Source organism: Coleofasciculus chthonoplastes PCC 7420, assembly GCF_000155555.1.
In the GTDB taxonomy this organism is placed as follows: Bacteria; Cyanobacteriota; Cyanobacteriia; order Cyanobacteriales; family Coleofasciculaceae; genus Coleofasciculus; species Coleofasciculus chthonoplastes_A.
This window is the reverse complement of the sequence record NZ_DS989852.1, coordinates 89,691-112,792: the sequence shown is the minus strand read 5'-3', so window position 1 is coordinate 112,792 and position 23,102 is coordinate 89,691. Positions and strand designations below refer to the sequence as shown.

Sequence of the window (23,102 nt, the reverse complement as noted above, 5' to 3'; positions counted from 1 at the left end):
TCCTAACCAATAACAAACGCTTCCTTAGAATAATTATTCCACGTTCGGTGACATCGTTCAGCAATAAATGGTTGAACTCGGAACTTAGGCGGATTCCCCTCTAAAACATCAATTCGTAAAAATGAATAGAGTCGCTGCTTTTTAGAACCATGACCATGGCGTCCCGCATAAAAGTGCGATCGCGCCACCAAACGGGAGGGATTATTGTCAATAAACCCAACGGATTCCATAATCTCTGACCCTTCTTTGCGTTGACGGCGTAAACTATGACCACTCCCACCGCAGATAATCCAGGGAATATAAGAATCTGCATGTCCAGTATCCACCGTTTCTAGATATTCTAAACAGTGGGCATGACCGGTTAGCACCAAATCCACCAAAGGACGCCCCTGGGCTAAATCACCCACCTCCGTCGCCACAGCATCCAAAACTTGGCGCAGGCGGCGACGAACTGCCCATGTTTGTGCCTGTTGCCATTTCGTGGCTTCGGTTACATAAGGAGGATGATGCAGGTAAATCACCCGTCCTCTTACGTCTTGAGTCTGCCAAGACTGGATTAGCCGTTGTCGCAGCCAGTCCAATTGTTCAAAATCAATCGTGGTTTCTTCATCCGATGCCAATTGTTTATTAATATCCAGGCTTACTTCATCAATTTGCTCTAATTTCACATTCAAATCATCAAGCTGTTCCGCCTCTTCCGGGTTATCCGCATCCAGGGTAACCGAGGCTTCTATAAGTTGCATTTTTTCGGCTTCTAATTCATCCCCTCGCTTTTCTAAAAGGCGGCGAAAGGCTTCCCCTTCTCGCGTATCTGGAATCGGTGCGGGGGAATTAAAGGTATTGGAATCAAGGGCAAAAAAGTCAATTCCGCCACTACGGAACGTATAATAACGGTTCGGTAAGCGGGTAAACTTTCCAGGTTGGTAGCGCAAGCAACGTCCTGTATCTGTTTTCGCCGTATAGTGGTGGTCTAAATGATTTTCCAACTGTCCCCAATACTTCAACGGCTTTAGATAGTCCAGGAATGCCTTGGTGTAAGCTTTACCCTTATGTGATCCGTGCCAACCGACATTCAGATCGAGTTTAGTTTTCAACAGGTGGCGCAGGGGCCAAGTTACCTGTGCCATCACACCGTAGATGAAGGGTAAGTCGTAGTAATCGTGATTTCCAGGGATGGTGAGGAAGGGAAGATTAAACACCATTTTGTCATAAGAAATTTTATGGTGAGAGTCGCCATCGACGAGAAACTCGCGGTACGGTTTGATAAAGTTTTTGGGATAATATTCACTCGAACCAACCTGATACACCACGTCACCGGTATGCAATACAAAGCGGCAGTCATCGCGGTGATTTAGCATCATTTCCACAATTTTGCGTTGTGGATCATGTTGTTTATGAGACCCAAAACCTGTATCACCGATGACTAAAAAGGAAAACTCTGGATGATCGGGTTTGTCATCGTCTAATACCAGCCGAGTTTGATCAATATCCCGTTCAAGAATTAATGGATCTTGCCAGCGAACTCGCTGCTTCATCTGCTGGATTTTTTCGGCAATAGGAGGATCGGACACAAATTGCATAATGGTTCACTGCCAAAGGTTTGCGTTTTGAGATTATCGTCCGATATTGAGAATTATCATCTATCCTAATGTGGGGATCTCACTAAATGACCCTCTAGCGAGGAAAACACTTGCGTAGCATGATTTGACCGACCAAACCATTTTCCTTTGGGGACGCGAAATGGACAACCTCAATTACCGTGAAGCAGGGTCCGACATCGTGCAGCATCCCTTCAGCAAACGAAATCAACTCGCCGCAGCAAGGTAGACGAGATAATTCCACCCGTTCCCCGTTTAAGTCTTCCAACTCCGGTGAATAGTCTTTATGGGATGTTCGGGGGGCGTTCTCGAACATCATTTGTACTTTAACCAGTTCCATGGGTAACACACTCCTGATTCAACGCCTATATAGAGTACTGGAGTTTCGACTAAATCCCAAACCCAACCCCACCCCCTCTAAATTTTCCCAAGAATTATCCTCAAGGGGAGGAATTCAGCCATCAAATTAGGCAGGTTAAATGGGAAATAGTCTATACCTGATATTTTTTTCTGCTCAAAGAATTAAACTGGTCACTATAGCAACAAATATTGTCTCGTCTATTTTGGAGATCGTGATGAACGTTATACACAACAAGCTAGTCGCCACAACGTTAGCAGCTGGAGCCTCTGTCCTGGGTTTTGGCATGTTATCTCAACCTGCTGCGGCGATTGATTTAACCTTCGTACACGAGGGTGACACTGTTCCCGAAGGCTGGACTAACTTGAACTGGACGGTGGAAGGGAGAGCAGGAGCTAAAGGCAAAGCTGACTGGGAGTTTTCCACCAAAGAAGATGATATCCATAAAACTGTTGAGCAATTGCAGTGGAATTGGCAGAATGGTCAAGAGGTGCCATGGCTTTTAAATTGGGATGGGAATACCGTTTCCTTTACCCTAGGTGGGCAAACCATTGCGTTCTACCAAGAAAGTCCACCCGCGAAGTCTTTGGATGGGTTTTACCTCTGGACACGAGCGACAACGAAATCGGGTACAGTCGATCCGGGTACGAAAATTTTTCTGGAAGTCAACGAGGTGAATGGAATCGAGGTTGATCCAGTGTCTAGTTTAGCTACTGCACTTGTAGGTGAGGGGAACACCACTATCACAAAGAACTATTTTGCCAGTGATACCTCAATTACCTCGCTTTCGGGGATTGCCAATATGAGTTGGCTAGAGGGTTCTCCGAATCCTAACCTAGCGAATGCTCGTTCGCGAGTTGGCTTGAAAATTGAAGGGTTTTCTTATGCTTCAGTACCGGAACCCGGTGCAGTTGCAGGACTAGTCGCTATTGGGATGTTCGGTGTCACTTCTGTACTACGGCGTAAAAAAGCTTAGCATCAATGGCACGGAAAATGTGCCTTTGGGGATCGCCAAAACCTTGATATACCGTAGGGTGGGCATTGCCCACCAGCCTGAACAAGCGTGCTATTAAGTAGGGGCTTGGTAACCAAGCCCTTACAGGTGGTGTTAGCTTGGGGGCAACTTTGAGTAATTCTTATTTCGTCATCGGATCGCCCCGACAAGCCCTCAGATGGTTTTTGGACTTAAGCCAACGAGTGCGGCTTTTTTTATCCTGGAAACAGGAATAATTAAAAAACTATGAATATGACCAGTCATAATCAGCCATCTATTAAAATTGCCGTCGTTGGTGATGTTCACGATCAGTGGGAAGCCCAAGACGCGATCGCACTCCAAAGCTTGGGGGTTGACTTGGTGCTGTTTGTCGGGGATTTTGGCAACGAGTCAGTGGGGGTTGTGGAGCAAGTGGCTGCGGTTGATCTGCCCAAAGCAGTAATTCTGGGAAATCATGACGCTTGGTATAGCGCATCGGCTTGGGGACGGAAAAAATGTCCATACAACCGTCAACAGCAAAATTGGTTACAGGATCAGTTAGAGGCGCTCGGAGATGCCCATGTGGGTTACGGATATCTGGACTTTCCCGAACTTCAACTTTCGGTAGTCGGCGGGCGTCCGTTTAGTTGGGGCGGATCAGCTTGGAAAAATCAAGACTTCTATCGGGATTGGTATGGGGTCAACAGTTTTGAGGAGTCCGTTGAACGAATTGTCGCCGCCGCCCAAGCCACAGACTACAACAGAATTCTTTTTTTAGGTCACAATGGACCAACGGGGTTAGGTGAGGAAGCCGAATCGCCTTGTGGGAGGGACTGGCATCCCTTGGGCGGCGATCATGGAGACCCCGATTTTGAAGCCGCGATCGCGCAAGTTCAGGCACTGGGAAAACAGATTCCTTTGGTTACGTTCGGTCACATGCATCACCGATTACGCCACACAACTAAGCGATTGCGAACGATTGTCACAACCAGTTCAGAGGAAACCGTGTATCTGAATTCAGCCAGTGTACCCCGAATTGTGCAAACGGAAACAGACCGACTGCGGAATTTTTCCCTGGTGTCTCTGGAAGCGGGTGGGGTTGCTTCAATTTCTCTCGTTTGGGTGGGAAATGACTATTCTGTCGTATTAGAAGAGTTTCTCTATCGGCGTCCTCAACCCGTTGGCGGACAATTTGTTTCCAGACACTCGCCATGAACGCTCAGGCTTGGTATTATAGATAAGCCTGGAGAGGTGGCAGAGTGGTCGAATGCGCTCGACTTGAAATCGAGTGACCCAAAAGGTCCGTGGGTTCGAATCCCACCCTCTCCGTTCCTGTTGGGGAAGCTGGGGGAGCTGGGGGAGCTGGGGGAGCTGGGGGAGCCAAAATTAAATTAGAATTCTCGGCGATTTGTCTTGATTCCTATCTCCTGTCTCTCCTTAACCACGTCAAATTCCTAAAATTCCTACATAACTGATACGGCTACCAACCCAAGCTGGGACAAATTTGTTCCCTGTTCCCTGTTCCCTTTCCTAACCAAAATGTCCCGCTTTAGACCGATAACCCTGATACTGATAACTTATAACCTATGCAGGTAGAGTTTCGCGAGTATAACCCATTCGATTTGTGGATTTGGCTAGAGTTTGCCACTGTTCCTTCCCCCATGGAAAAAGATTATATTGAAGAGTTATTCAATTCCTGGTTTTATCTGGGGAAATTGGGCGGATTTGATGCGGAGAACCTGCAAGTGCAGGAGACGGGTGTGGATATTAGCTACATGGACTATGATGACCGAGAGACAGACAGCACCCTCATGGCGCTGATGCATAATCAAGGAGACTTTGATTATCAGGGAACCTGGGGGCGCTGCTGGTTTGACTTAGGCACATCCGATGCGATCGCACTCGATGTTCTGATCAATGCCCTGAAGCAACTGTCTAAAGAATATGTTCACATCGAACGACTCATAATCGGTGGTGAGAATGAAGATTGGCCCACAAAAAGCCGCCAAGATTCCCTGTTTTATGAGTCCCAGGATAACGGGCGAGTGGGTTAAACCTTATTGGGTAGGGGCGGGTTTTACCAATAACGTTTGGCAACAACCGAGAACTTGGCTAAACCCGCCCCCTCATTCAAACCTTAAAAGTCAAATATCAACAAATCTCTCCTTATCTATTCGCTTCCCGGTTTATAGCACTACGCACTCTAGTTAGGGTAAATGAAGAAAATATCAAATCGCTCAACACCGAGCGAAGCCGAAGTAAGTCGAGGTAAGTCGAGGTGTTGCCCATTGCCCATTGCCCAGCGCGTAGCGCTATATATCACCGAAACATACTGCTGACTGAACTGTCTTCATGAATACGCCAGATGGTTTCTCCCAACAAGTTAGCGACTGAAAGCACCGTAAGCTGCTCAAAGTAATTGTCTTGAGCAACTGGAATTGTATTGGTGACAATCACTTCTTCAAAGAGCCCACCGGAGAGGCGTTCAATCGCAGGTGGCGAAAAAACGGCATGAGTGGCACAAGCATACACTTGTCTAGCTCCCTCTTGACGCAAAATCTTGGCACCCGCAGCAATCGTTCCCGCTGTGTCAATCATGTCGTCTACCAAAACAGCCGTTTTGCCCTTGACATCTCCAATCACGTTCATAACCTCTGCCACATTATGCGCTTGCCGTCGCTTGTCAATAATGGCTAAGGGCGCATCATCCAGCTTTTTGGCAAAAGCCCTGGCTCTAGCTACGCCACCCACGTCAGGGGAAACAACCACCAGATCAGGTAATTGCTTGCTCGCCAGATAGTCCAAGGTTACTGGAGAACCGTAGACATGATCGAATGGAATATCGAAATATCCTTGAATTTGGGCAGAGTGTAAATCCATGGCTAATACCCGGTTCGCGCCCGCCTCAGTAATCAAATTCGCCACTAACTTAGCGGTAATTGATTCACGTCCGGCGGTTTTGCGATCGGCTCTGGCATAACCGTAGTATGGAATAACAGCAGTAATCTGCCGTGCGGATGCTCGCCGACAGGCGTCGATCATAATCAGCAATTCCATCAGGTTATCGTTTACCGGATGGCAACTCGGCTGAATTAGGTAAACGTCGCACCCACGAATGGATTCTTGAATTTGGATGTATAACTCGCCATCGGCAAATCGTTTGCGAACCATTGGTCCAATGTCCATGCCCAAATAGCGAGCAACTTCTTGTGCTAGTGGAACATTAGCAGACCCAGAAAACAGTCGGAGACGATTATTATCCGCGATTAGCGGCAGCGTAGGCTGAAGCGTTAACGTTGCAGAACGGCTCACAGCAGACCCTCGAAGCTCATTTCAAGGCAATCTTAACATTTGCTGTTGTCTATGGTTCTAGTATTTCTCATAAATTGACAAATCGGGCTATTGTGATCCTTGCCCACCAGCCCAAATATACCAGGAATTTTAGATGTGATGCTTAGGGATGCTGCCTCAGTTGTTCAGTTTATCCAATTGACCCAATAGTTTTCCCATTGAATTGACTAAAATATCCAATTATTAATCAAACTCGTACAAGCAGAACAAATAATTAACATTTTTTAAGGAAAAGCGAGCCTCAAAGTAATAAATCAGTCAAAAGACAGAGGTTAAACAAACCAACTTAATGTTTTGGGGAGAAGTCAAGAAATGTGAATATGACTGATTTCCTTCAGATTGAGTAGTATCCAAAACCTGTCATAGCTTCTGCTAACATCTAGCTAATTGAGGGACGTCTCAGGAGCCACAGATAAAATAAATGTAATAAATGCCAGGATGTGACCATCTTCTCATAAAATTTAGACTTATAGACGAGGAACTCACTATCCTTCCTGCCTGTTTTCCCCTAAACTCAAATTCACAAGCTCATGGAACAACCGATCGCCTCTGGAACTATTCTGCAAGCCCGTTACCACTTGATCCGAGTTCTGGGTCAAGGGGGATTCGGTCGAACTTACCTGGCGGAAGACCTGAATCGGTTTAAAGAACTGTGTGTGCTCAAAGAATTGATTCCGCCTCAGACTGAAGCCTATACGTTCGAGAAGTCCAAAGAACTGTTCCAACGGGAGGCAACCACCCTCTATCAAATCAAACACCCGCAAGTGCCGGAATTTCGAGCCACGTTTGAGGAGGATGGGCGGTTTTTCTTGGCACAAGACTACGTTGAGGGGAAAACCTATCGCGAGTTACTCAATGAGCGCCTAGAACAGCTAGCTGGCAATTCCACATCCAGCACGGAAGCCGTAGGGATTCCCACACCGCCTCAAAATACACCTCTGGGAAACCCCGTCTTCTCCGAAGCTGAAGTTAAACAGCTACTCCAGCAATTATTGCCCGTATTAGAACATATTCACACTAAGGGGATCATCCACCGCGATATTACTCCCGATAATATTATTCTGCGCCAGGGCGACCAACTCCCGGTATTAATTGATTTTGGTGTGGTCAAAGAACTCGCTACCCGTTTGCAGTCGCCGGATATGGCAACCCCAGCCACAACGGTTGGCAAACTGGGTTATGCTCCCAGCGAACAAATTCAAACCGGAAAATCCTATCCCAGTAGTGACCTCTATTCCCTAGCGGTTACTGCCGTGGTGCTACTGACAGGCAAAGAACCCAGGGAGTTACTGGATAATACCCAGTTAACCTGGAACTGGCAACGATGGGTGACAGTGAGTGACGACCTTACCCGGATTCTGAACCGGATGCTAAGTTACAGACCGGGCGATCGCTATCCATCTGCAACAGATGTATTACAAGCGCTGCAATCTCCACCTCCCCCAGCCGCCTCTACGCCAGAACCAGACGCCAACGTTTCCGGGATGGCAACCGTAGCCGTAGGACGACGTCCGGAACCGCAGACACCACCCGCGAGACCACCCGCGCAATCTGAACCTGTGATTCCTGAACCGAGTAATGACTCGATTTGGGAAAAGCCTGGGATGGTTGTGGCAATTGGTGCAGCACTTGCCGTGATTGCAGGGTTGGGTTCTTGGGCAATTGCGAATCGATTAAAACAGGAACCGACTCCCCCAGAAACCATTGTGGAGTCTCCGTCTCCTTTGCCCACGGAAACTGAATCTCCCTCACCTTCACCTAGTCCTAGTCCCCGCGAATATAGTCAAACTCTGGATTTGTCTCCTGGTAGAGAACTGTCTATTGAACGAAGATTACAGCCCAATGCTATTGTTAACTACCAGATTCAGGCAGAAGAAGGTCAGACGTTGGAGGCGTTTATTCCCACGGAAGGGGTATATATGACCCTCCTCGGACCCGATGATCAACCAGTGAGCGATCGCGCCACACGGGTGCAGCAATGGCGAGGTCAACTTCCCTATACCGGAGAATACACGATTCAATTAAGTTTAATTCCGGAACTTCCAGAAACTGAGTACCAACTCAATTTAGACTTAACCGAAGCCCCCGAACCCACACCTTCGCCAACGGAAAGTCCATCTCCATCTCCATCGCCTTCTCCGTCTCCATCCCCATCCCCATCTCCATCCCCATCCCCATCTCCCTCTCCCACTTACGAAACCGAACGACTGATCATTCCTGAAGGAGAACAGGCAATTCAGTTTCAAGGTCAAACCGCACCGCAACGGGTCAAACGGTATCGCGTCAACGTGGAATCCAATCAGCAGCTAGCGGTAGAAGTTATTCAAGGTGATGTCACCTTAAATATCCGCAATCCCAATGGTCAGTTAATCGAAGATGCCTCAAACATCAGCTTTTGGCAGGCACAATTGCCTCAAGGGGGCAACTATATCATTGATGTGATTGCCCAAAAACCCAGCAATTTCACCTTAGGTGTCAGTCTAACCAACCCTTAGATCCAATTCAAACCAATGACCAATGACCCAAACATTACTAATTACGGGTACAAATACCGATGCGGGTAAAACAGTATTAACCACGGCTCTCGCCGCTTATTGGCAAACCTATTATCCGCAAAAACGGCTGGGAATTTTCAAGCCGATGCAAACGGGAACCGGGGATTGGGAACATTATCACCAGCAATTCAACCTGGATCAAACCCCTCAAGAGATTGCCCCGTTACAATTTAGCCACCCTGTCGCCCCACCAGTCGCGGCGGAACGGGAAGGACGATCGATAGAATTAAAAGGAGTCTGGCAGGCATTGAATCGCCTCCAGCAGCAACGGGATGTTGTTTTAGTAGAAGGACTAGGGGGACTGGGTTCACCTGTAACCCATGAGTTAACCGTGGCGGATATCGCCAGAGATTGGAAATTACCGAGTGTCATTGTGGTGCCAGTGGCACTGGGCGCGATCGCACAAAGCGTAGCAACTGTCGCCTTAGCGCGTCAGTCGGGCGTTCACCTCAAAGGAATTGTCCTCAATTGTGTTCAGCCTCGTTCAGCAGAAGAGATTGCTGATTGGACTCCCATTCAGTTGATTCAGTCACTGACACAGGTTCCCATTTTAGGCATCCTGCCCCACTTAGCTGATCCCACTGATCTGAGCAAATTGGCTCAAGTGGCATCTGAGTTAGAACTAGAGCGATTGTTCTAATGTAACGAAAAATCCTGGTGTTGTTTTAAGAATTGAATCAAATCAGTTGAAATAGCTGAATTTCTGTAACAGGTATATCAACATCATGGCGAATATCAAGGAAAATTAGAGAACTACCGCCTATTTTTTTCCAGGTAATCACCCATTCCCCATAATTCAGTGGGTCATCTATGCGACGTATTCCCTTGATCAATCCCCGATCAAGTAGCTTGACATTTAATAATTTAAGGCATCCTAGTCCACACCAGGGCTAATAACTCATAACAAATGAAAAATGATAACCTCAATGTCTGCGATTGACTACCATCCGCTGACGGTTACACCAGACACCTGTCTGATCCATGTCATCGCACTCCTAAATCCAGGAACCCACGCCTGCCCATTCCCCGATGGGACAGGATCTTTTGCTTCAACTTATAGCGAGGGTATAGATGAAAGCTGTGTCTTAGTTATAGAAAACGGGCAGTTAGTCGGAGTGATAACGTTGCGAGATTTGGTTCAAATTGTAGCGGAGAGAAGTCCTCTAGAAAATCTTCCTGTTGCTGAAGTGATGACTCAACCAGTGATTACGCTGAAGCAATCCGAGTTGCGGGATGGTTTCAAAATGCTGAATTTATTCGAGTGCCATGGTATTCGTCACTTACCCATTGTCAATGATGACAATCAAGTGGTAGGAGTTGTCACACCTGAGAGTTTGCACCACGCTATGCCATCAATGGAACTATTGAAAAGGCGTCGAGTAGCAGACGTCATGACACCTGAGATCATTAACATTACCCCCACGAACTCTGTACTAACAGTAGCGCAACGAATAGCAGAGCATGGAGTTAATTATGTCGTCATTTGTGAACAACAGGAAAATAGCCATACAGAGCCAAGCCCGTTGTCAAAATCAGTAGATTCAAGACCATTTTTTGTTCCACTTGGTATCATTACTGAACGAGATATTATCCAATTTCAGGCATTGGAACTCGATTTAAACTTGCCAGCTTATACACTGATGAGTTTTCCCCTATTGTGTGTGAATCCAGAAGAGTCGTTATGGACAGCTCATCAGAAAATGCAGCAGTGGCGAGTGCAGCAATTAGGAGTCTGTAGTCATCAAGGAGAACTATTGGGTATGGTTACTCAAACCAGTATTCTACAAACTCTTGATTCAGCCCAGTTGTATCACTTTATTCAAGACTTACAGCAGCAACTGCATCAACAGCGTCAAATCATTTCCTCACTCCACGCTGAAAATTGGCATCTGCGACAAAATAGGGATGAGGGAGCTGGGGAAGCTGGGAGAGCTGGGGAAGCTGGGGGAGCTGGGGGAGCTGGGGAAGCTGGGGGAGCTGGGGGAGCTGGGAAAATTTGGGATCAAGTGACCCCCATGGAACTGAGGGAGTGCCAACAAACGCAAGGGATTCTGCAAACTTTAAACCGTATCCTCAAAACCCTCAGTGAATCCCACCGAATATTGATGAGTGCTACCCAGGAATCTGAGTTGTTCCAGAAGATTTGTCGTCTGATTGTAGAGGTAGGGGCGTATCAGGGGGCTTGGGTTGGCTTGACAACTGACGATATGTGCCAAACAGTGCAGCCTGTAGCTGGATTTGAAGCGTTAAAGAAGGCAGAAGACAGAAAAGATCAGACGGAAGAGTTTGAACTAAATAATTCTGAAAATAAGCAGTATCTAGAACGATTTGTTATGCCTGAGTTTAACCCATTCTCAGGTGAATCTCCTGTTGATAGCGTTTTGCAAACTGGACAACCGATAGTTTGCCGCCATATTCAGACTGATCCAAAGTTTACACCCTGGCGATCGCACGCCTTACAACAAGGGTATGGGGCGTTGATTGTTCTACCGTTACAGGTTAAAGATCAACCATTGGGTGTGTTAACTATTTATGCCGTGAACTCCGGATCATTTGCGCCGGAAGAGGTGCAGTTATTGAAAGAATTAGCGAATGATTTAGCCTCTGGTATTGAGGGGTTACGCACCCGCCTTGCCCGTGAACAAGCCGAAGCTGAATTATGTCAGTTAAATCAAGAACTCGAAAGTCGGGTACAACAGCGCACGGCTCAACTTCAACAGGAAATTCAGGAACGTGAAGGGATAGAAGCGTCATTACAGCAAGAGTTTGATCTATTATCCCGTGTTATGGAAACCAGTCCTGTGGGGATCATTTGGGTAAATCCTCAGGGACAAATTATGCTGATTAACCATCAAGCGGAACAGATTTTAGGTCTAAAGTCGGAAAAGATTTGCCCAGATTATCAAGATAAGCTGACTTGGTACAATCAGGATGAGTCAGGGGATTTAATTAAGTATAAACAGTTACCGTTCTGGCATTTAGTAAAAACCAATCAGGCGGTTAATAACCTACACTATACCATTGAACGAGATGATGGGCGGCGAGTATTACTGTCAATTAACGGAACATCTTTATTTAACCAAACGGGTCAGTTAAAGGGTGTCGTATTTGCGATCGATAATGTCACGGAGCGAGTAAAAGCAGAGGAGGAACTGCGACAGAGCGAAGAACGATTTCGGACGGTTGCTAACTTTACGTATGACTGGGAATATTGGCTGAACCCGGACGGTCAGTTTCTCTATGTGTCTCCTTCCTGTGAACGGATTACCGGGTATTGTGCCGATGATTTTATCCAGAATGCTAGTTTATTAGAGTCGATTATCTATCCAGAGGATCGAGAAAAATTTGTCCGACATGGGTGTGCCACGGCGGTAACTCAGAGGGTGTCAGGAATTGATTTTCGTATCCTAACTAAAACCGGAGAGTTGCGTTGGATCTCTCATATTTGCCAATCTGTACATAGTGCTGAGGGGCGTTGGTTGGGGATACGAGCCAGTAATCGGGATATTACCGAACGCAAACAAGCTGAGGAAGCGTTGCGAGAGAGTGAGAAACGTTTCCGGAGTATGTTTAATCAAGTGGCTGTCGGCATTGTTCAAGCGACGTTATCGGGTCAGTTTCTGTGGTTTAATCAAAAGTTTACCGACTTAGTGCAGTATAGTGCAGAGGAACTGCAAAAGAAGACGTGCAAAGACATTACTCACCCCGATGATGTTGACCAGGAACTCACTTGTCTGAATCAGTTATTGGCAGGAGAAATTGACACCTTTTCCCGTGAAAAACGCTATATTCGTAAAGATGGATCTGAAGTGTGGGTGAATTTAAGTGGGTCGCTGATCCGCAATAGTCAGGGTGAACCGAAATCTTATATTGCTGTAGTGCAAGATATCAGCGATCGCAAACAGGCACAAGCGACGTTGCAGAGGCTGAATCAGCAACTAACAGGGCGGGTGAATGAACTGGGTAGCCGCAACCGAGAAATGGTGTTACTCGGCGACTTGAGTGACTTTCTCCAAGCCTGTTTAACGGTTGATGAGGCATATCAGGCGATCGCGACTTTGGTTGCTCCCTTATTTCCTGGGAGTTCAGGGGGAGTGTTTGTCATTAATCCCTCTGAGAATTGGGTAGAAGCCATGGCGACTTGGGGAACCGCTTTGGCGAGTCAGACGCTGTTTTCGCCGAAATCGTGTTGGGCATTACGTCGGGGACGCCCCCATTTGGTAACCCAGCCTCAATCCGGTTTACGTTGTCCCCATATTCATTCGGATAGTTCTCCTTTAGAATCCTTTTGTGTGCCAATGATGGCACAGGGAAAAGCGTTAGGAATTTTATATATTAGTTCGCCACAACTGGGACAATTGACCGAGGCAAAACAACGGTTAGCTTTAACGGTAGCGGAACATTTAGCTTTGTCGTTAGCGAATTTGAAATTACGAGAAACGTTGTCTCAACAAAGTATTCGAGATGCACTGACTGGGCTATTTAATCGGCGTTATATGGAAGAGTCTCTAGAGCGGGAAATTCATCGAGCGCAGCGTCATCAGCGACCGATGGGGATTATTATGTTGGATATTGATCATTTTAAACATTTTAACGACACCTTTGGTCATGAAGCGGGGGATGCGGTGTTACGAGAATTAGGCATATTTTTACAACGAAGTATTCGGGCGTCGGATATTGCCTGCCGTTATGGGGGTGAGGAATTAATGCTAATTTTGCCCGATGCTTCACTGGCTGATACTAAGCAACGGGCGGAACAAATTCGCCACGATGTTAAGGGTTTGCAGATCGAGTATCACCATAAACTCTTAGATGCGATCGCGATTTCTGTAGGGGTGGCGGCATTTGCTGAACATGGTTCCACGGCACAGGAACTGATTGCGGCGGCGGATCGGGCGCTTTACCAGGCTAAAGCCCAAGGGCGCGATCGCGTGGTTACAGCAAGTAGCTAAAGTTTGCTCACGGTAAGGATTCACACGCTACCCCATTATTATTCTGGTCGAGTCTATGGATATCACCACTAGAGGCAAATTCGTCAAAAACAGCTTGGGCTTCGGCTTGGGTTTTGAAGTCTTCACAGTTGCAATCACTAGTCGCACAGGCGGGTAGGTTGGCTGGTGTAGTTTGGGGAGTGGATACTGGCTGGTTCGCCCGGTTTGACGGGGATAAACCCAGAACTTGACGCTGCTTTTGCCAATCAGAACGGGTAGCTGTATCGGGGTACTTAGAAATGCAAACATTTTCCACCGCTTCCTCTAAGCGAAGCTGGAAATCTAACGCCCCTGTGGGGTCAGTTTTGAACGCTTCTTCTTTCCACACCTCATCAATGGGTGGTATTAATCCAAGTTGAGAGCCTGCACCGTTTATGGAATACTCTTGTTCATTAACCCTCAAATATCCAACATGCCACTGCAATCCTTGAGAATCCGTAATGCGATCGCATCCCAACTCACCACCAGAAACTCTCAGGTACTTCTCAAATTCTAATGGCTGATTGTTTGGTGTTTGGACTAGAGTTTGTGGTGATAGACTTGGTGATGGACTCGGTGATGGACTCGGTGATGGACTCGGTAATGGACTCGGTGATGGACTTGGCTGAGTGGGTGATGGGGTTTGGATTGGGGTTTGCACCTGCTGTACTTGGGCGTCTTCGGGAGGAGTCAGGATTATGAGAAGGGCAAAAGCTATCGCCGTGATGATCCAACGGACGAGAGGGTATGATGGATGATCAATGAACCCGACCATCGGTGGTAATAAAACAATACCAATCAGCAGCGCCATTAAAGCGGCGGGTGGGTGTATGGCAACTAGAATTAGTCCAAACAGAAGAAAAAAGACTGATAAAACCCAAAGCGCTGCTTTTCCAAAAGGTTGCATAGTGGTAGCGTCTTGTATAGTGCCTAAGAAAATTTTACAGCCAAAAGGTAATCGCACCTCCAGCACTATCCCGACAAATCCCCTTTAAAAAGGGGGGCTTTGATCAGTTTATTGTTCCCCCCATAAGCTATTAAAGGAAGATACCTCCAGATTTGCTCCGGAGGCATCTTTTCGTTCTCAGTATAGTATTACGAGTTGTTAAGCAATCATGGTTGTTACCTCTTCTACCCCCCCTACCGTAGACGGATCTGAGATCCGACGTGAGATTCGCACCTTGGAATCTCAGCTTGTCGAGTGGCGGCGGCGCTTGCACCAGCACCCGGAATTAGGGTTTACTGAACACCTGACGGCTAGATTTGTTTCCCAAAAGTTACAGGAGTGGGGAATTGAGCATCAAACGGGTATTGCCCAAACTGGGATCGTTGCTACAATCGAGGGCGATCGCATGGGTCCGGTGTTAGCGATTCGGGCAGATATGGATGCTTTGCCGATTCAGGAAGAAAACAATGTCCCTTATCGATCGCAACATGATGGAATTATGCACGCTTGCGGTCATGATGGACATACCGCGATCGCATTAGGTACGGCGTTCTATCTTTCCCAACACCGTCAAGACTTTGCGGGAACCGTCAAGTTCATCTTCCAACCCGCTGAAGAAGGACCCGGCGGCGCTAAACCGATGATTGAGGCTGGCGTCTTAAAAAATCCCGATGTGGATGCTATTATTGGGCTACATTTGTGGAACAATTTGCCCCTAGGAACTGTTGGCGTTCGCCATGGTGCTTTAATGGCAGCAAGCGAGCGATTTCAGTGTAAAATTTTAGGCAAGGGGGGACATGGGGCAATGCCACATCAAACCCTAGACGCGATCGTCATTGGCACTCAAGTGGTCAACGCCTTGCAAACCATTGTGGCTCGTAATGTTGACCCAATTGAATCAGCCGTGGTTACGGTGGGAATGTTTCAAGCTGGTACAGCGTTTAATGTCATTGCTGATAGCGCCAAAATGAGCGGCACAGTGCGCTATTTTAATCCGCAATTGGCAGGGTATTTCAGCCAGCGTATCGAGCAAGTGATTGCAGGTATTTGTCAAAGTCACGGGGCGCAGTATGAACTCGACTACCAGCCGCTTTATCCGCCTGTAATCAACAACTCACAGATAGCCGAATTGGTGCGATCCGTAGCTGAAGAAGTCGTCGAAACCCCTACAGGAATCGTACCCGAATGCCAAACCATGGGCGGGGAAGATATGTCATTTTTCCTAGAGGCTGTACCGGGTTGCTATTTCTTTTTGGGATCAGCGAACCCCAGTAAAGATTTAGCCTATCCCCATCACCATCCCCGGTTTGATTTTGATGAAACTGTGTTAGCAATGGGAGTAGAACTATTTGTTCGCTGTGTGGAAAAATTCTGCCAGTAATTCTCGATATTCGGGAAACCTGACAATCTAGGGTGTGCCTGCCAGATCAACCAAACGCGAAACCAGGGTAAGGTAACGAGTCCAAGGCTTTTATAGCTTTGCCTTTCATCCTTTCCCTCGCGTCGATTCGCCAAGGGTTGGTCTATCGATGCCAAACGAGTCCCGCGATCGGCTCTCTCAAACCCTAGAAAATTATAGAGGAATTACCTCCCTCAGGAGAAGTCTATGTCAGCCCCCATCTACCTGAAACTACTGTCAACCCTAACCTTATGCCTAACCACACTGGGGTTCATGTCATCGGGGTTAACCCAACCGATTGTTTCCGATGACAGTACTGATACGACGGTGAATCAACAGAACAACCGCTTCGATATTGAGGGGGGAGAATTATCAGGAGATGGCGCGAATCTCTTCCACAGTTTTAGTGAGTTTGGTTTAGATTCGGGACAAATTGCCAATTTTTTATCTAACCCATCCATACAGAATATTCTCTCACGAATTACTGGCGGTGATGCCTCGGTGATTAATGGGTTAATTCAAATCACTGGCGGGACTTCTAATCTGTTTTTGATGAATCCGGCGGGTATTATCTTTGGCAATGAGGCTCAATTAAATGTCCCCGCCGCCTTTACCGCCACAACCGCTACCGGGATTAGTTTTGGCGATAACCTGTTTAATGCTACCGGGATCAATGATTACACGTCTCTGATGGGAACCCCCAATGGCTTTGTCTTTAATACACCAGAACCCGGTTCTATCGTTAATACAGGCACACTCGAAGTCAATTCTGAACAGAATCTCAGTTTAATTGGCGGTGCGGTTGTGAGTACGGGTGAATTAGTCGCCCCAGACGGTCAAATTACCGTAACCACTGTTCCTGGTAATCAATGGGTGCGGATTAGCCAAGCGGGACAATTGCTGAGTTTAGAGGTTCCTGCGGCGGCGACGCAAGTGCCGTTTACACCTCTTTCCCTACCACAATTGCTAACGGGAGGAAATGTTAGTAACGCCACAGAATTATCGGTAAATGAACAGGGTGAAGTTGCCCTAACAGGTTCAGGGATTGCGATTAACCAGGGTGATGTAGTTGCCAAGACGGTAACGACGGGAACAGCGTTACTTTCAGCAGAGAATAATCTCACGTTGGTTGAGAGTCATTTAACCACAACTGGGGATTTGCAACTCTTGGCGCAGAATACGGTACAGGTGCGGGATACTGTGGCAAATCCATTTATTGCCCAAGCGGGGGATAATTTAACTGTTCAGGGTAATCAAAATGTTGATATCTTTGCCTTGAATCATGCTGCTAGTGGTTTTTACTCTAGTGGGGATATGGTCTTCCGTTCTAGTAATACGATAAGCGGAGATGCTCACTACTCGACAGGCGGCGATTTTCGGATTGAACAATTGGATGGCAGTTCTGGAGATTTAGAAAGTCCTAATGATCCAATTATTTTAGCTTCTGGTGATGTCAGATTAGGAAACTATACCGGGGCTTCGCTACATATTTTAGCAGGAGGTCGAGTAAGGGTAAGAAATGTTACCATCACGGGGACAGATTCAGAAGATAATACGATTAATCCGAATAACGCTAATCCGTTTCTTGCGAGTTTAGCCAGTGTCCCGTTGTCCGCTGGAACAACATTACAAATTGATGGTAGTACTAACCCAACATTAGATATTAGAGCAGGCATTAATTGGGGAGTTTTAGGCGGAGATCCCGGAAATAAACCGATTGGTACAGGACTGCCAACTCCCACGTTCACTACTGCAACAAATGCTGATATTGTTGTTGATAATATCACCATTAGTCAGCCAAATAGTAAGGTTTTATTAACGAATCAATACAATCCCAATAATTTAGCTGGAAATGTTCAAGTTGGACAAATCGATGTCAGCAGTGATTTGGGGAATGCGGGATCGGTTACGATTGAGTCTCGCGGAAATATAAGAACCTCTCCGATTAAATCTAGAGCCAATGTGACTGGTGATGGGGGTGATATTCTCCTCAACGCCGAAAACAATATTGAAATTGGCAATGCTGGTGGTAGTGATATCGATTCAAGAGGGGATAATGGTGGCAATATTACCCTTGATGCTGGTGGTACTATCAGGATGACGAATGCTCTTTCCCGAGGTAAAGATACTACGGGTGATGGAGGCGATATTAGGATTACAGCGGGAGGGGATATTAACAGTGGAAATATCCAGACAAGTGGTGCAAATGGCGGAGAAATCACGATCAAGATCAATGGCGATGGTGTAATTGACACCACAGGTCCGCTAGGAAATGAAGGAACAATAGAATCCTGTAGTAATATTACCTGTGATGGTGCGGGTGAAAGTGGCGATATTGCGGTTGAAGCAACCAGTATTATCACTAGGGGGATTCAGTCAAATGGTGACTTAGATGGTAACATTACCCTGACCAGTAATGAAATTCAGCTTAAGCCCGCAGAAGTACCTGCAAATAGACCTGAAGTTCCTTTTATTAGAGGAACTGGAACGCTTCGGCTTCAGCCATTGGATATAGAAACAATAACTGTAAACACAGGAAGCAATGATCTAATCTTAGATAACCCTCTCCAGCTTGGGGGCAATATCAGTTTCAATACGAGTGGTGGTAATGTTACCTTTAATGGCACGGTTGATGGAGAGTATGATTTAAGTTTAAATACGGACACGGGGACAGCATTATTTAATGGTATTGTTGGTAGTCTAAATTCATTAAATATTATCAGCACGGACGCTAACGGAAAAACGATCATCAATCGTGATATAACTGCCAACCAGTTAGAATTTAACAACATGGTAGAAGTGCTGTCGAATTCAACATTAACGTTGATCCAAAGCGGAATGCAGCCTCCTCCAGCAATCGACTTTATGGAAAGTGTTGAATTAAAGGCTGATCTGACGATAAGCACGATTAGAAATAGTCAAATTAACTTTAATAGCACGGTTGATGGGACTTATGATTTGACCGTATTAAATCCAGGAGAAACGACATTTACAGGTGAAGTTGGCAGCATCAGCCGTTTGAATACCCTTAGGACAGATAACGAGGGAACAACCCAAATCAATAACAATATTACCGCTAATCAACTCGACATCCAAGATGCAGTAGAAGTGCTGTCCGACTTATCGTTAACAGCGGATGAAATTGAATTTGGCTCAACGATTACGGGAACCAATCAAAACCTGATTCTTCAATCGTCAAATATTACTGATATCTTTAGCCTAGCCGGATCAGGGAATTCCTCAGATGAAGCTGGCTTCCAAGATGGTTTCGAGAGTCTGACAATTCGCAGTACGAATAGCGGCGGACAAATTGATTTAAGCAATCTCACGTTCAGTGATCCCGTAACGATTCAAATACCTGATGGTGTGATCGCAATTAACGGCAAGATTACGGGTACAGATGATGCTTCAATTACACTCAACAGTGCAACGACTAACCTAAATGCTGATATCACCACGGAAGACGGAGGTATAGCGTTTAATACAGACAGTGTTGAACTCGGTAATGATGTTACTCTCAACAGTGGTAGTAATCCGATTCGTTTTCAAGGTACGGTTGATGGTAACTATAAATTGACATTATCGAGTTCAGATACAACCACCTTTGGCGGTACAGTTGGTGGTTCTACCCCACTCGATACTCTCACCACTAAGCTTGATGGAATAACTCAATTTAATGGGAATGTTACGGCGAATCGCTTGAATTTACAAGATTCGGTAGATGTGCTATCCAATTTATCCCTAACCGCCACAGAAATTGTTCTCAATGGTATCCTGACAGGTACAGATAATGGGGCTATTACCTTAAATGCTGCCACGACAACGCTTAATTCTAATATCACAACCTCAGGTAGTGATATCAGGTTCTTAGGAGATAAGGTTAATTTAGGCGCTGATGTTGACCTGAATACGGCGAGTGGTAATATCAATTTCAGTGGCATCGTAGAGGGCGATCGCACTTTACGTATCTTCAGTACCGGAACCACCACATTCTCTGGTGCTGTGGGTAGTGTCACACCATTAAATAGTCTCACCACTGACGCCGGAGGAATCACCCAATTTGGCGGAGATGTTACCGCGAATCGTGTAAGCATCCAAGATTCCCTCGCCGTCTTATCGGATTTATCCCTAACTTCACCAGAGATTACTTTGGGTGCAACGGTAACGGGATCAAATACTAATCTGGTTTTACAACCGCTTAATCCGACTCAAGACTTTACCCTCACCGCAGGCGTGTTTGAAGACGGGTTCCAGAGTATCAGGATTGGAAGAGAGAATGGTAGTGGCGCGATCGCACTCAATGGCAATCTTACCTTCAGTGATCCAGTATCCATCCTATCACCAACTGGTTCAGGTACGATTACCGCTACAGGTACGATTACCGGATTGGATAATGCTACTGTCAGCCTACAGGCAAATCAAGATATTAACGTAAACGATATTACTGCCAATTCAGGAATTTCTCTCACCAGTAATCAAGGCGCTGTCACTACCGGAAATCTGAATACATCGGGAGTAAATCAAGGCGGAGATATTACAGTACAAGCCAAAACTGAGATTCAAGCAGGTGCGATCAATTCCAGTGCAACTCAGGGCGATGGGGGGAATGTCACCTTAGATCCAGAAAACGATATCGAAGTGGATTCGATTAATGCTCAAGGTGGCAGCAATGGCAGAGGTGGTAATGTCGATATTACCACAGAACAATTTTTCCGTGCCACCGAGACATTTAGCGATCGCACGGGTACAACAACCAGTATCTCCACTGCTGGCGGGAATGGTGGTGGATCAGTGATTATCCGCCATCAAGGAGGGAAATTGGATACCCCCTTCACCGTTGGGCAAGACTACAACGATGTTAATGGTACAAGGGGCGCGATCGCAACCGGAAGCGATAATCAAATTACCGAGGGTTCCTATCCTAATCCCTATACTCAGGGAATCGCACCGAGTCAGATTCAACTGATTACACCGGAAACAATTACACCAGAAACAAGCCGTGAATCGAGTGAATCGTCACCCGAAAATCCGCTGATTCTGCAAAAAGAGTCCCCCTCACAGCCTCAGGTAGAAACCGACGTGCCATCTGTAACAATTGACACCGTATTTGGCACAATTGATGCGGCGTATACCCAAGAATTTGAAGCCTATCTCAGCAAATCAGCTACTCAAATTCTCACCCTAACTGAGGCGCGTCAACTTTTGCAGGATATTGCCCAAGAAACAGGCGTCAAACCTGCGTTAATTTATGTCATGTTTGTTCCCAGTAGTATCTCTTCTGAATCAGCTACTCCCGAAGACAATGATCAACTGGATCTCGTCTTAGTTACCGCCCAAGGAGAACCCATTCATAAATCCATACCCATCACCCGCGCTGAAGTTTTACAAGTGGCGCAACAGTTTCAACGAAGTGTAACCAATGTCCGAGATACTACGGGTTACTTAGCCCCAGGGAAACAACTCTACGACTGGTTAATTACGCCATTAGAAGCTGACTTACAAGCCCAAGGCATTCAAAACTTGGTGTTTGTTATGGACAGAGGATTACGTTCCATGCCCGTCGCCGCCCTACACAATGAAGAACAATTCTTGATCGAGAATTATAGTGTCGGAATTATGCCCAGTTTAAGCCTTACTGATACTCGCTTCCAAAGTGTGCAAGATAGCAAAGTATTGGCAATGGGGGCAGCACAATTTAGTGATCAAAAGCCTTTACCCGCCGTTCCTGTGGAATTAGAAGCGATTACCCAGAAACTATGGCAAGGTCAATTTTTCCTAAATGAAGGCTTTACTCTAGATAATCTGAAAGCCCAACGGAAAAAACAACCCTTTGGCATTATTCACCTCGCCACCCATGCCGATTTTCGTCCCGGTGCGATCAGCAATTCCTACATCCAATTATGGAATAGTAAGCTACGCCTTGATCAATTACCAGAATTGGGGTGGAATAATCCCCCGGTAGAATTACTGGTACTCAGTGCTTGTCGTACTGCATTAGGGGATGAAAACGCCGAATTAGGCTTTGCCGGATTAGCGGTGCAAGCGGGAGTCAAATCAACATTAGCCAGTTTGTGGTATGTCAGTGATGAAGGTACATTGGCACTAATGACCCAATTTTATGATCAGTTAAAAACAGCTCCAATTAAAGCCGAAGCCTTACGACAGGTGCAAATCGATATGCTTAAGGGGAAAATTAAACTGGAAAATGGTCAACTGATTACGTCTGCGGGAACGATTTTGTTACCCTCTGAACTGCCCCAATCACAAGATTTAACCCATCCGTATTATTGGGCATCTTTCACTATGGTGGGGAATCCTTGGTAAAAACTTGCGGAAATTTTTGGCTGAGTCTCCCACTCCCCTGCACCTTTACCTCATAATGAGAATTGGAGAGTTTATGAAGAAACGTAACAATGCCTAAAGCTATCTGGAACGATACGGTTCTCGCCGAGAGCAACAACTGTCAAATTGTCGAAGGAAACTATTATTTCCCTCCAGACTCAATCAACCAGGAGTATTTTAAGGAAAGCAGTACCCATACAAGCTGTCCCTGGAAGGGTCAAGCCAATTACTACACCATCGAAGTTGATGGGCAACAGAATAAAGATGCAGCATGGTACTATCCTCAAGCAAAAGAGAAGGCGAAAATTTTTGAGGGCTATGTTGCCTTTTGGAGAGGAGTAAAAGTTGAAGCATAGCTAGTATGGGTTTAGAATCCTCGCCCAACTTAAATATACAGCGCTTTGCGCTGTAATAAAGTACAGTAGATCAAAGTCCCCCTTCAGATCCCCCTCCCGTCCCCCTATTTGATCCCCCTTCCGTCCCCCTTAAAAAGGGGGAGACCAAAGGATGCTTCGCTTTTTGTTCCATGGGGGAAACCAGAGGATGCTTCGCTTTTTTTCCAAGGGGGATTTAGGGGGATCGGCAATGTACCGCATAGCAAAGCAAACTG

Annotated in this window: 15 protein-coding genes and 1 tRNA gene; 11 read left to right on the top strand and 5 right to left on the bottom strand. The window is 46.3% G+C overall.

Annotation, left to right across the window (positions count from 1 at the left end):
* Window positions 1-2: 2 nt before the first annotated feature.
* Together MC7420_RS17515 and MC7420_RS17510 are read right to left on the bottom strand one after the other, a co-directional pair.
* Window positions 3-1,580: a metallophosphoesterase family protein gene (locus tag MC7420_RS17515; RefSeq protein ID WP_006101875.1), complete on the bottom strand. Its 1,578-nt coding sequence runs from the start codon at window positions 1,578-1,580 to the stop codon at window positions 3-5.
* 94 nt (window positions 1,581-1,674) lie between these two features.
* Complete coding sequence (locus tag MC7420_RS17510) at window positions 1,675-1,938, bottom strand: hypothetical protein (RefSeq protein ID WP_006101951.1); 264 nt, start codon at window positions 1,936-1,938, stop codon at window positions 1,675-1,677.
* 235 nt (window positions 1,939-2,173) lie between these two features.
* Between MC7420_RS17510 and MC7420_RS17505 the strand changes: the two genes are divergently transcribed.
* The 5 genes from MC7420_RS17505 (at window position 2,174) to MC7420_RS17490 (ending at window position 4,983) form a co-directional block, all read left to right on the top strand.
* Entirely contained in the window at window positions 2,174-2,932 is a 759-nt protein-coding gene (locus tag MC7420_RS17505) for a choice-of-anchor W domain-containing protein (RefSeq protein ID WP_006102110.1), read from the top strand.
* 270 nt (window positions 2,933-3,202) lie between these two features.
* Entirely contained in the window at window positions 3,203-4,144 is a 942-nt protein-coding gene (locus tag MC7420_RS17500; protein WP_044207886.1) for a TIGR04168 family protein, read from the top strand.
* Window positions 4,145-4,174: 30 nt separating this feature from the next.
* Window positions 4,175-4,258 (top strand) — tRNA-Ser (locus tag MC7420_RS17495).
* Entirely contained in the window at window positions 4,234-4,404 is a 171-nt protein-coding gene (locus MC7420_RS39900) for a hypothetical protein (RefSeq protein WP_006101997.1), read from the top strand. Before MC7420_RS17495 ends, MC7420_RS39900 begins: the two co-directional genes overlap by 25 nt.
* Before the next feature lie 111 nt (window positions 4,405-4,515).
* On the top strand, window positions 4,516-4,983 hold the full coding sequence (locus MC7420_RS17490; RefSeq protein WP_006101894.1) for a DUF3531 family protein: 468 nt from the start codon (window positions 4,516-4,518) through the stop codon (window positions 4,981-4,983).
* 265 nt (window positions 4,984-5,248) lie between these two features.
* Here the strand turns inward: MC7420_RS17490 and MC7420_RS17485 are convergent, their stop codons facing one another.
* Window positions 5,249-6,241: a ribose-phosphate pyrophosphokinase gene (locus tag MC7420_RS17485; protein ID WP_006101950.1), complete on the bottom strand. Its 993-nt coding sequence runs from the start codon at window positions 6,239-6,241 to the stop codon at window positions 5,249-5,251.
* A 569-nt stretch (window positions 6,242-6,810) separates the two neighbouring features.
* Between MC7420_RS17485 and MC7420_RS17480 the strand changes: the two genes are divergently transcribed.
* Window positions 6,811-8,775 (top strand): serine/threonine-protein kinase, encoded by a 1,965-nt coding sequence (locus tag MC7420_RS17480; protein WP_006101890.1) that lies wholly within the window; start codon window positions 6,811-6,813, stop codon window positions 8,773-8,775.
* 22 nt (window positions 8,776-8,797) lie between these two features.
* Complete coding sequence (gene bioD, locus MC7420_RS17475; protein ID WP_006102017.1) at window positions 8,798-9,475, top strand: dethiobiotin synthase; 678 nt, start codon at window positions 8,798-8,800, stop codon at window positions 9,473-9,475.
* A 37-nt stretch (window positions 9,476-9,512) separates the two neighbouring features.
* Here bioD and MC7420_RS41580 read toward each other — a convergent pair whose 3' ends face one another.
* Complete coding sequence (locus MC7420_RS41580; protein WP_006102096.1) at window positions 9,513-9,668, bottom strand: hypothetical protein; 156 nt, start codon at window positions 9,666-9,668, stop codon at window positions 9,513-9,515.
* A 93-nt stretch (window positions 9,669-9,761) separates the two neighbouring features.
* Between MC7420_RS41580 and MC7420_RS35360 the strand changes: the two genes are divergently transcribed.
* Entirely contained in the window at window positions 9,762-13,787 is a 4,026-nt protein-coding gene (locus tag MC7420_RS35360) for a PAS domain S-box protein (protein WP_006102106.1), read from the top strand.
* Window positions 13,788-13,794: 7 nt separating this feature from the next.
* On the opposite strand, the gene MC7420_RS41575 is transcribed toward MC7420_RS35360, so the two are convergent.
* Window positions 13,795-14,712 (bottom strand): excalibur calcium-binding domain-containing protein, encoded by a 918-nt coding sequence (locus tag MC7420_RS41575; RefSeq protein WP_006102069.1) that lies wholly within the window; start codon window positions 14,710-14,712, stop codon window positions 13,795-13,797.
* Between the two features lie 208 nt (window positions 14,713-14,920).
* Here MC7420_RS41575 and MC7420_RS17460 point away from each other — a divergent pair, with 208 nt between their 5' ends.
* The 3 genes from MC7420_RS17460 to MC7420_RS17445 all read left to right on the top strand — a co-directional run bounded on the left by MC7420_RS17460 (window position 14,921) and on the right by MC7420_RS17445 (window position 22,848).
* Window positions 14,921-16,132, top strand: a complete 1,212-nt coding sequence (locus tag MC7420_RS17460; RefSeq protein WP_044207882.1) for a M20 family metallopeptidase — start codon at window positions 14,921-14,923, stop codon at window positions 16,130-16,132.
* Between the two features lie 225 nt (window positions 16,133-16,357).
* On the top strand, window positions 16,358-22,474 hold the full coding sequence (locus MC7420_RS35355) for a CHAT domain-containing protein (RefSeq protein ID WP_006101904.1): 6,117 nt from the start codon (window positions 16,358-16,360) through the stop codon (window positions 22,472-22,474).
* An 89-nt stretch (window positions 22,475-22,563) separates the two neighbouring features.
* Window positions 22,564-22,848: a DUF427 domain-containing protein gene (locus MC7420_RS17445; RefSeq protein ID WP_006101873.1), complete on the top strand. Its 285-nt coding sequence runs from the start codon at window positions 22,564-22,566 to the stop codon at window positions 22,846-22,848.
* The last annotated feature ends 254 nt before the right edge of the window (window positions 22,849-23,102 follow it).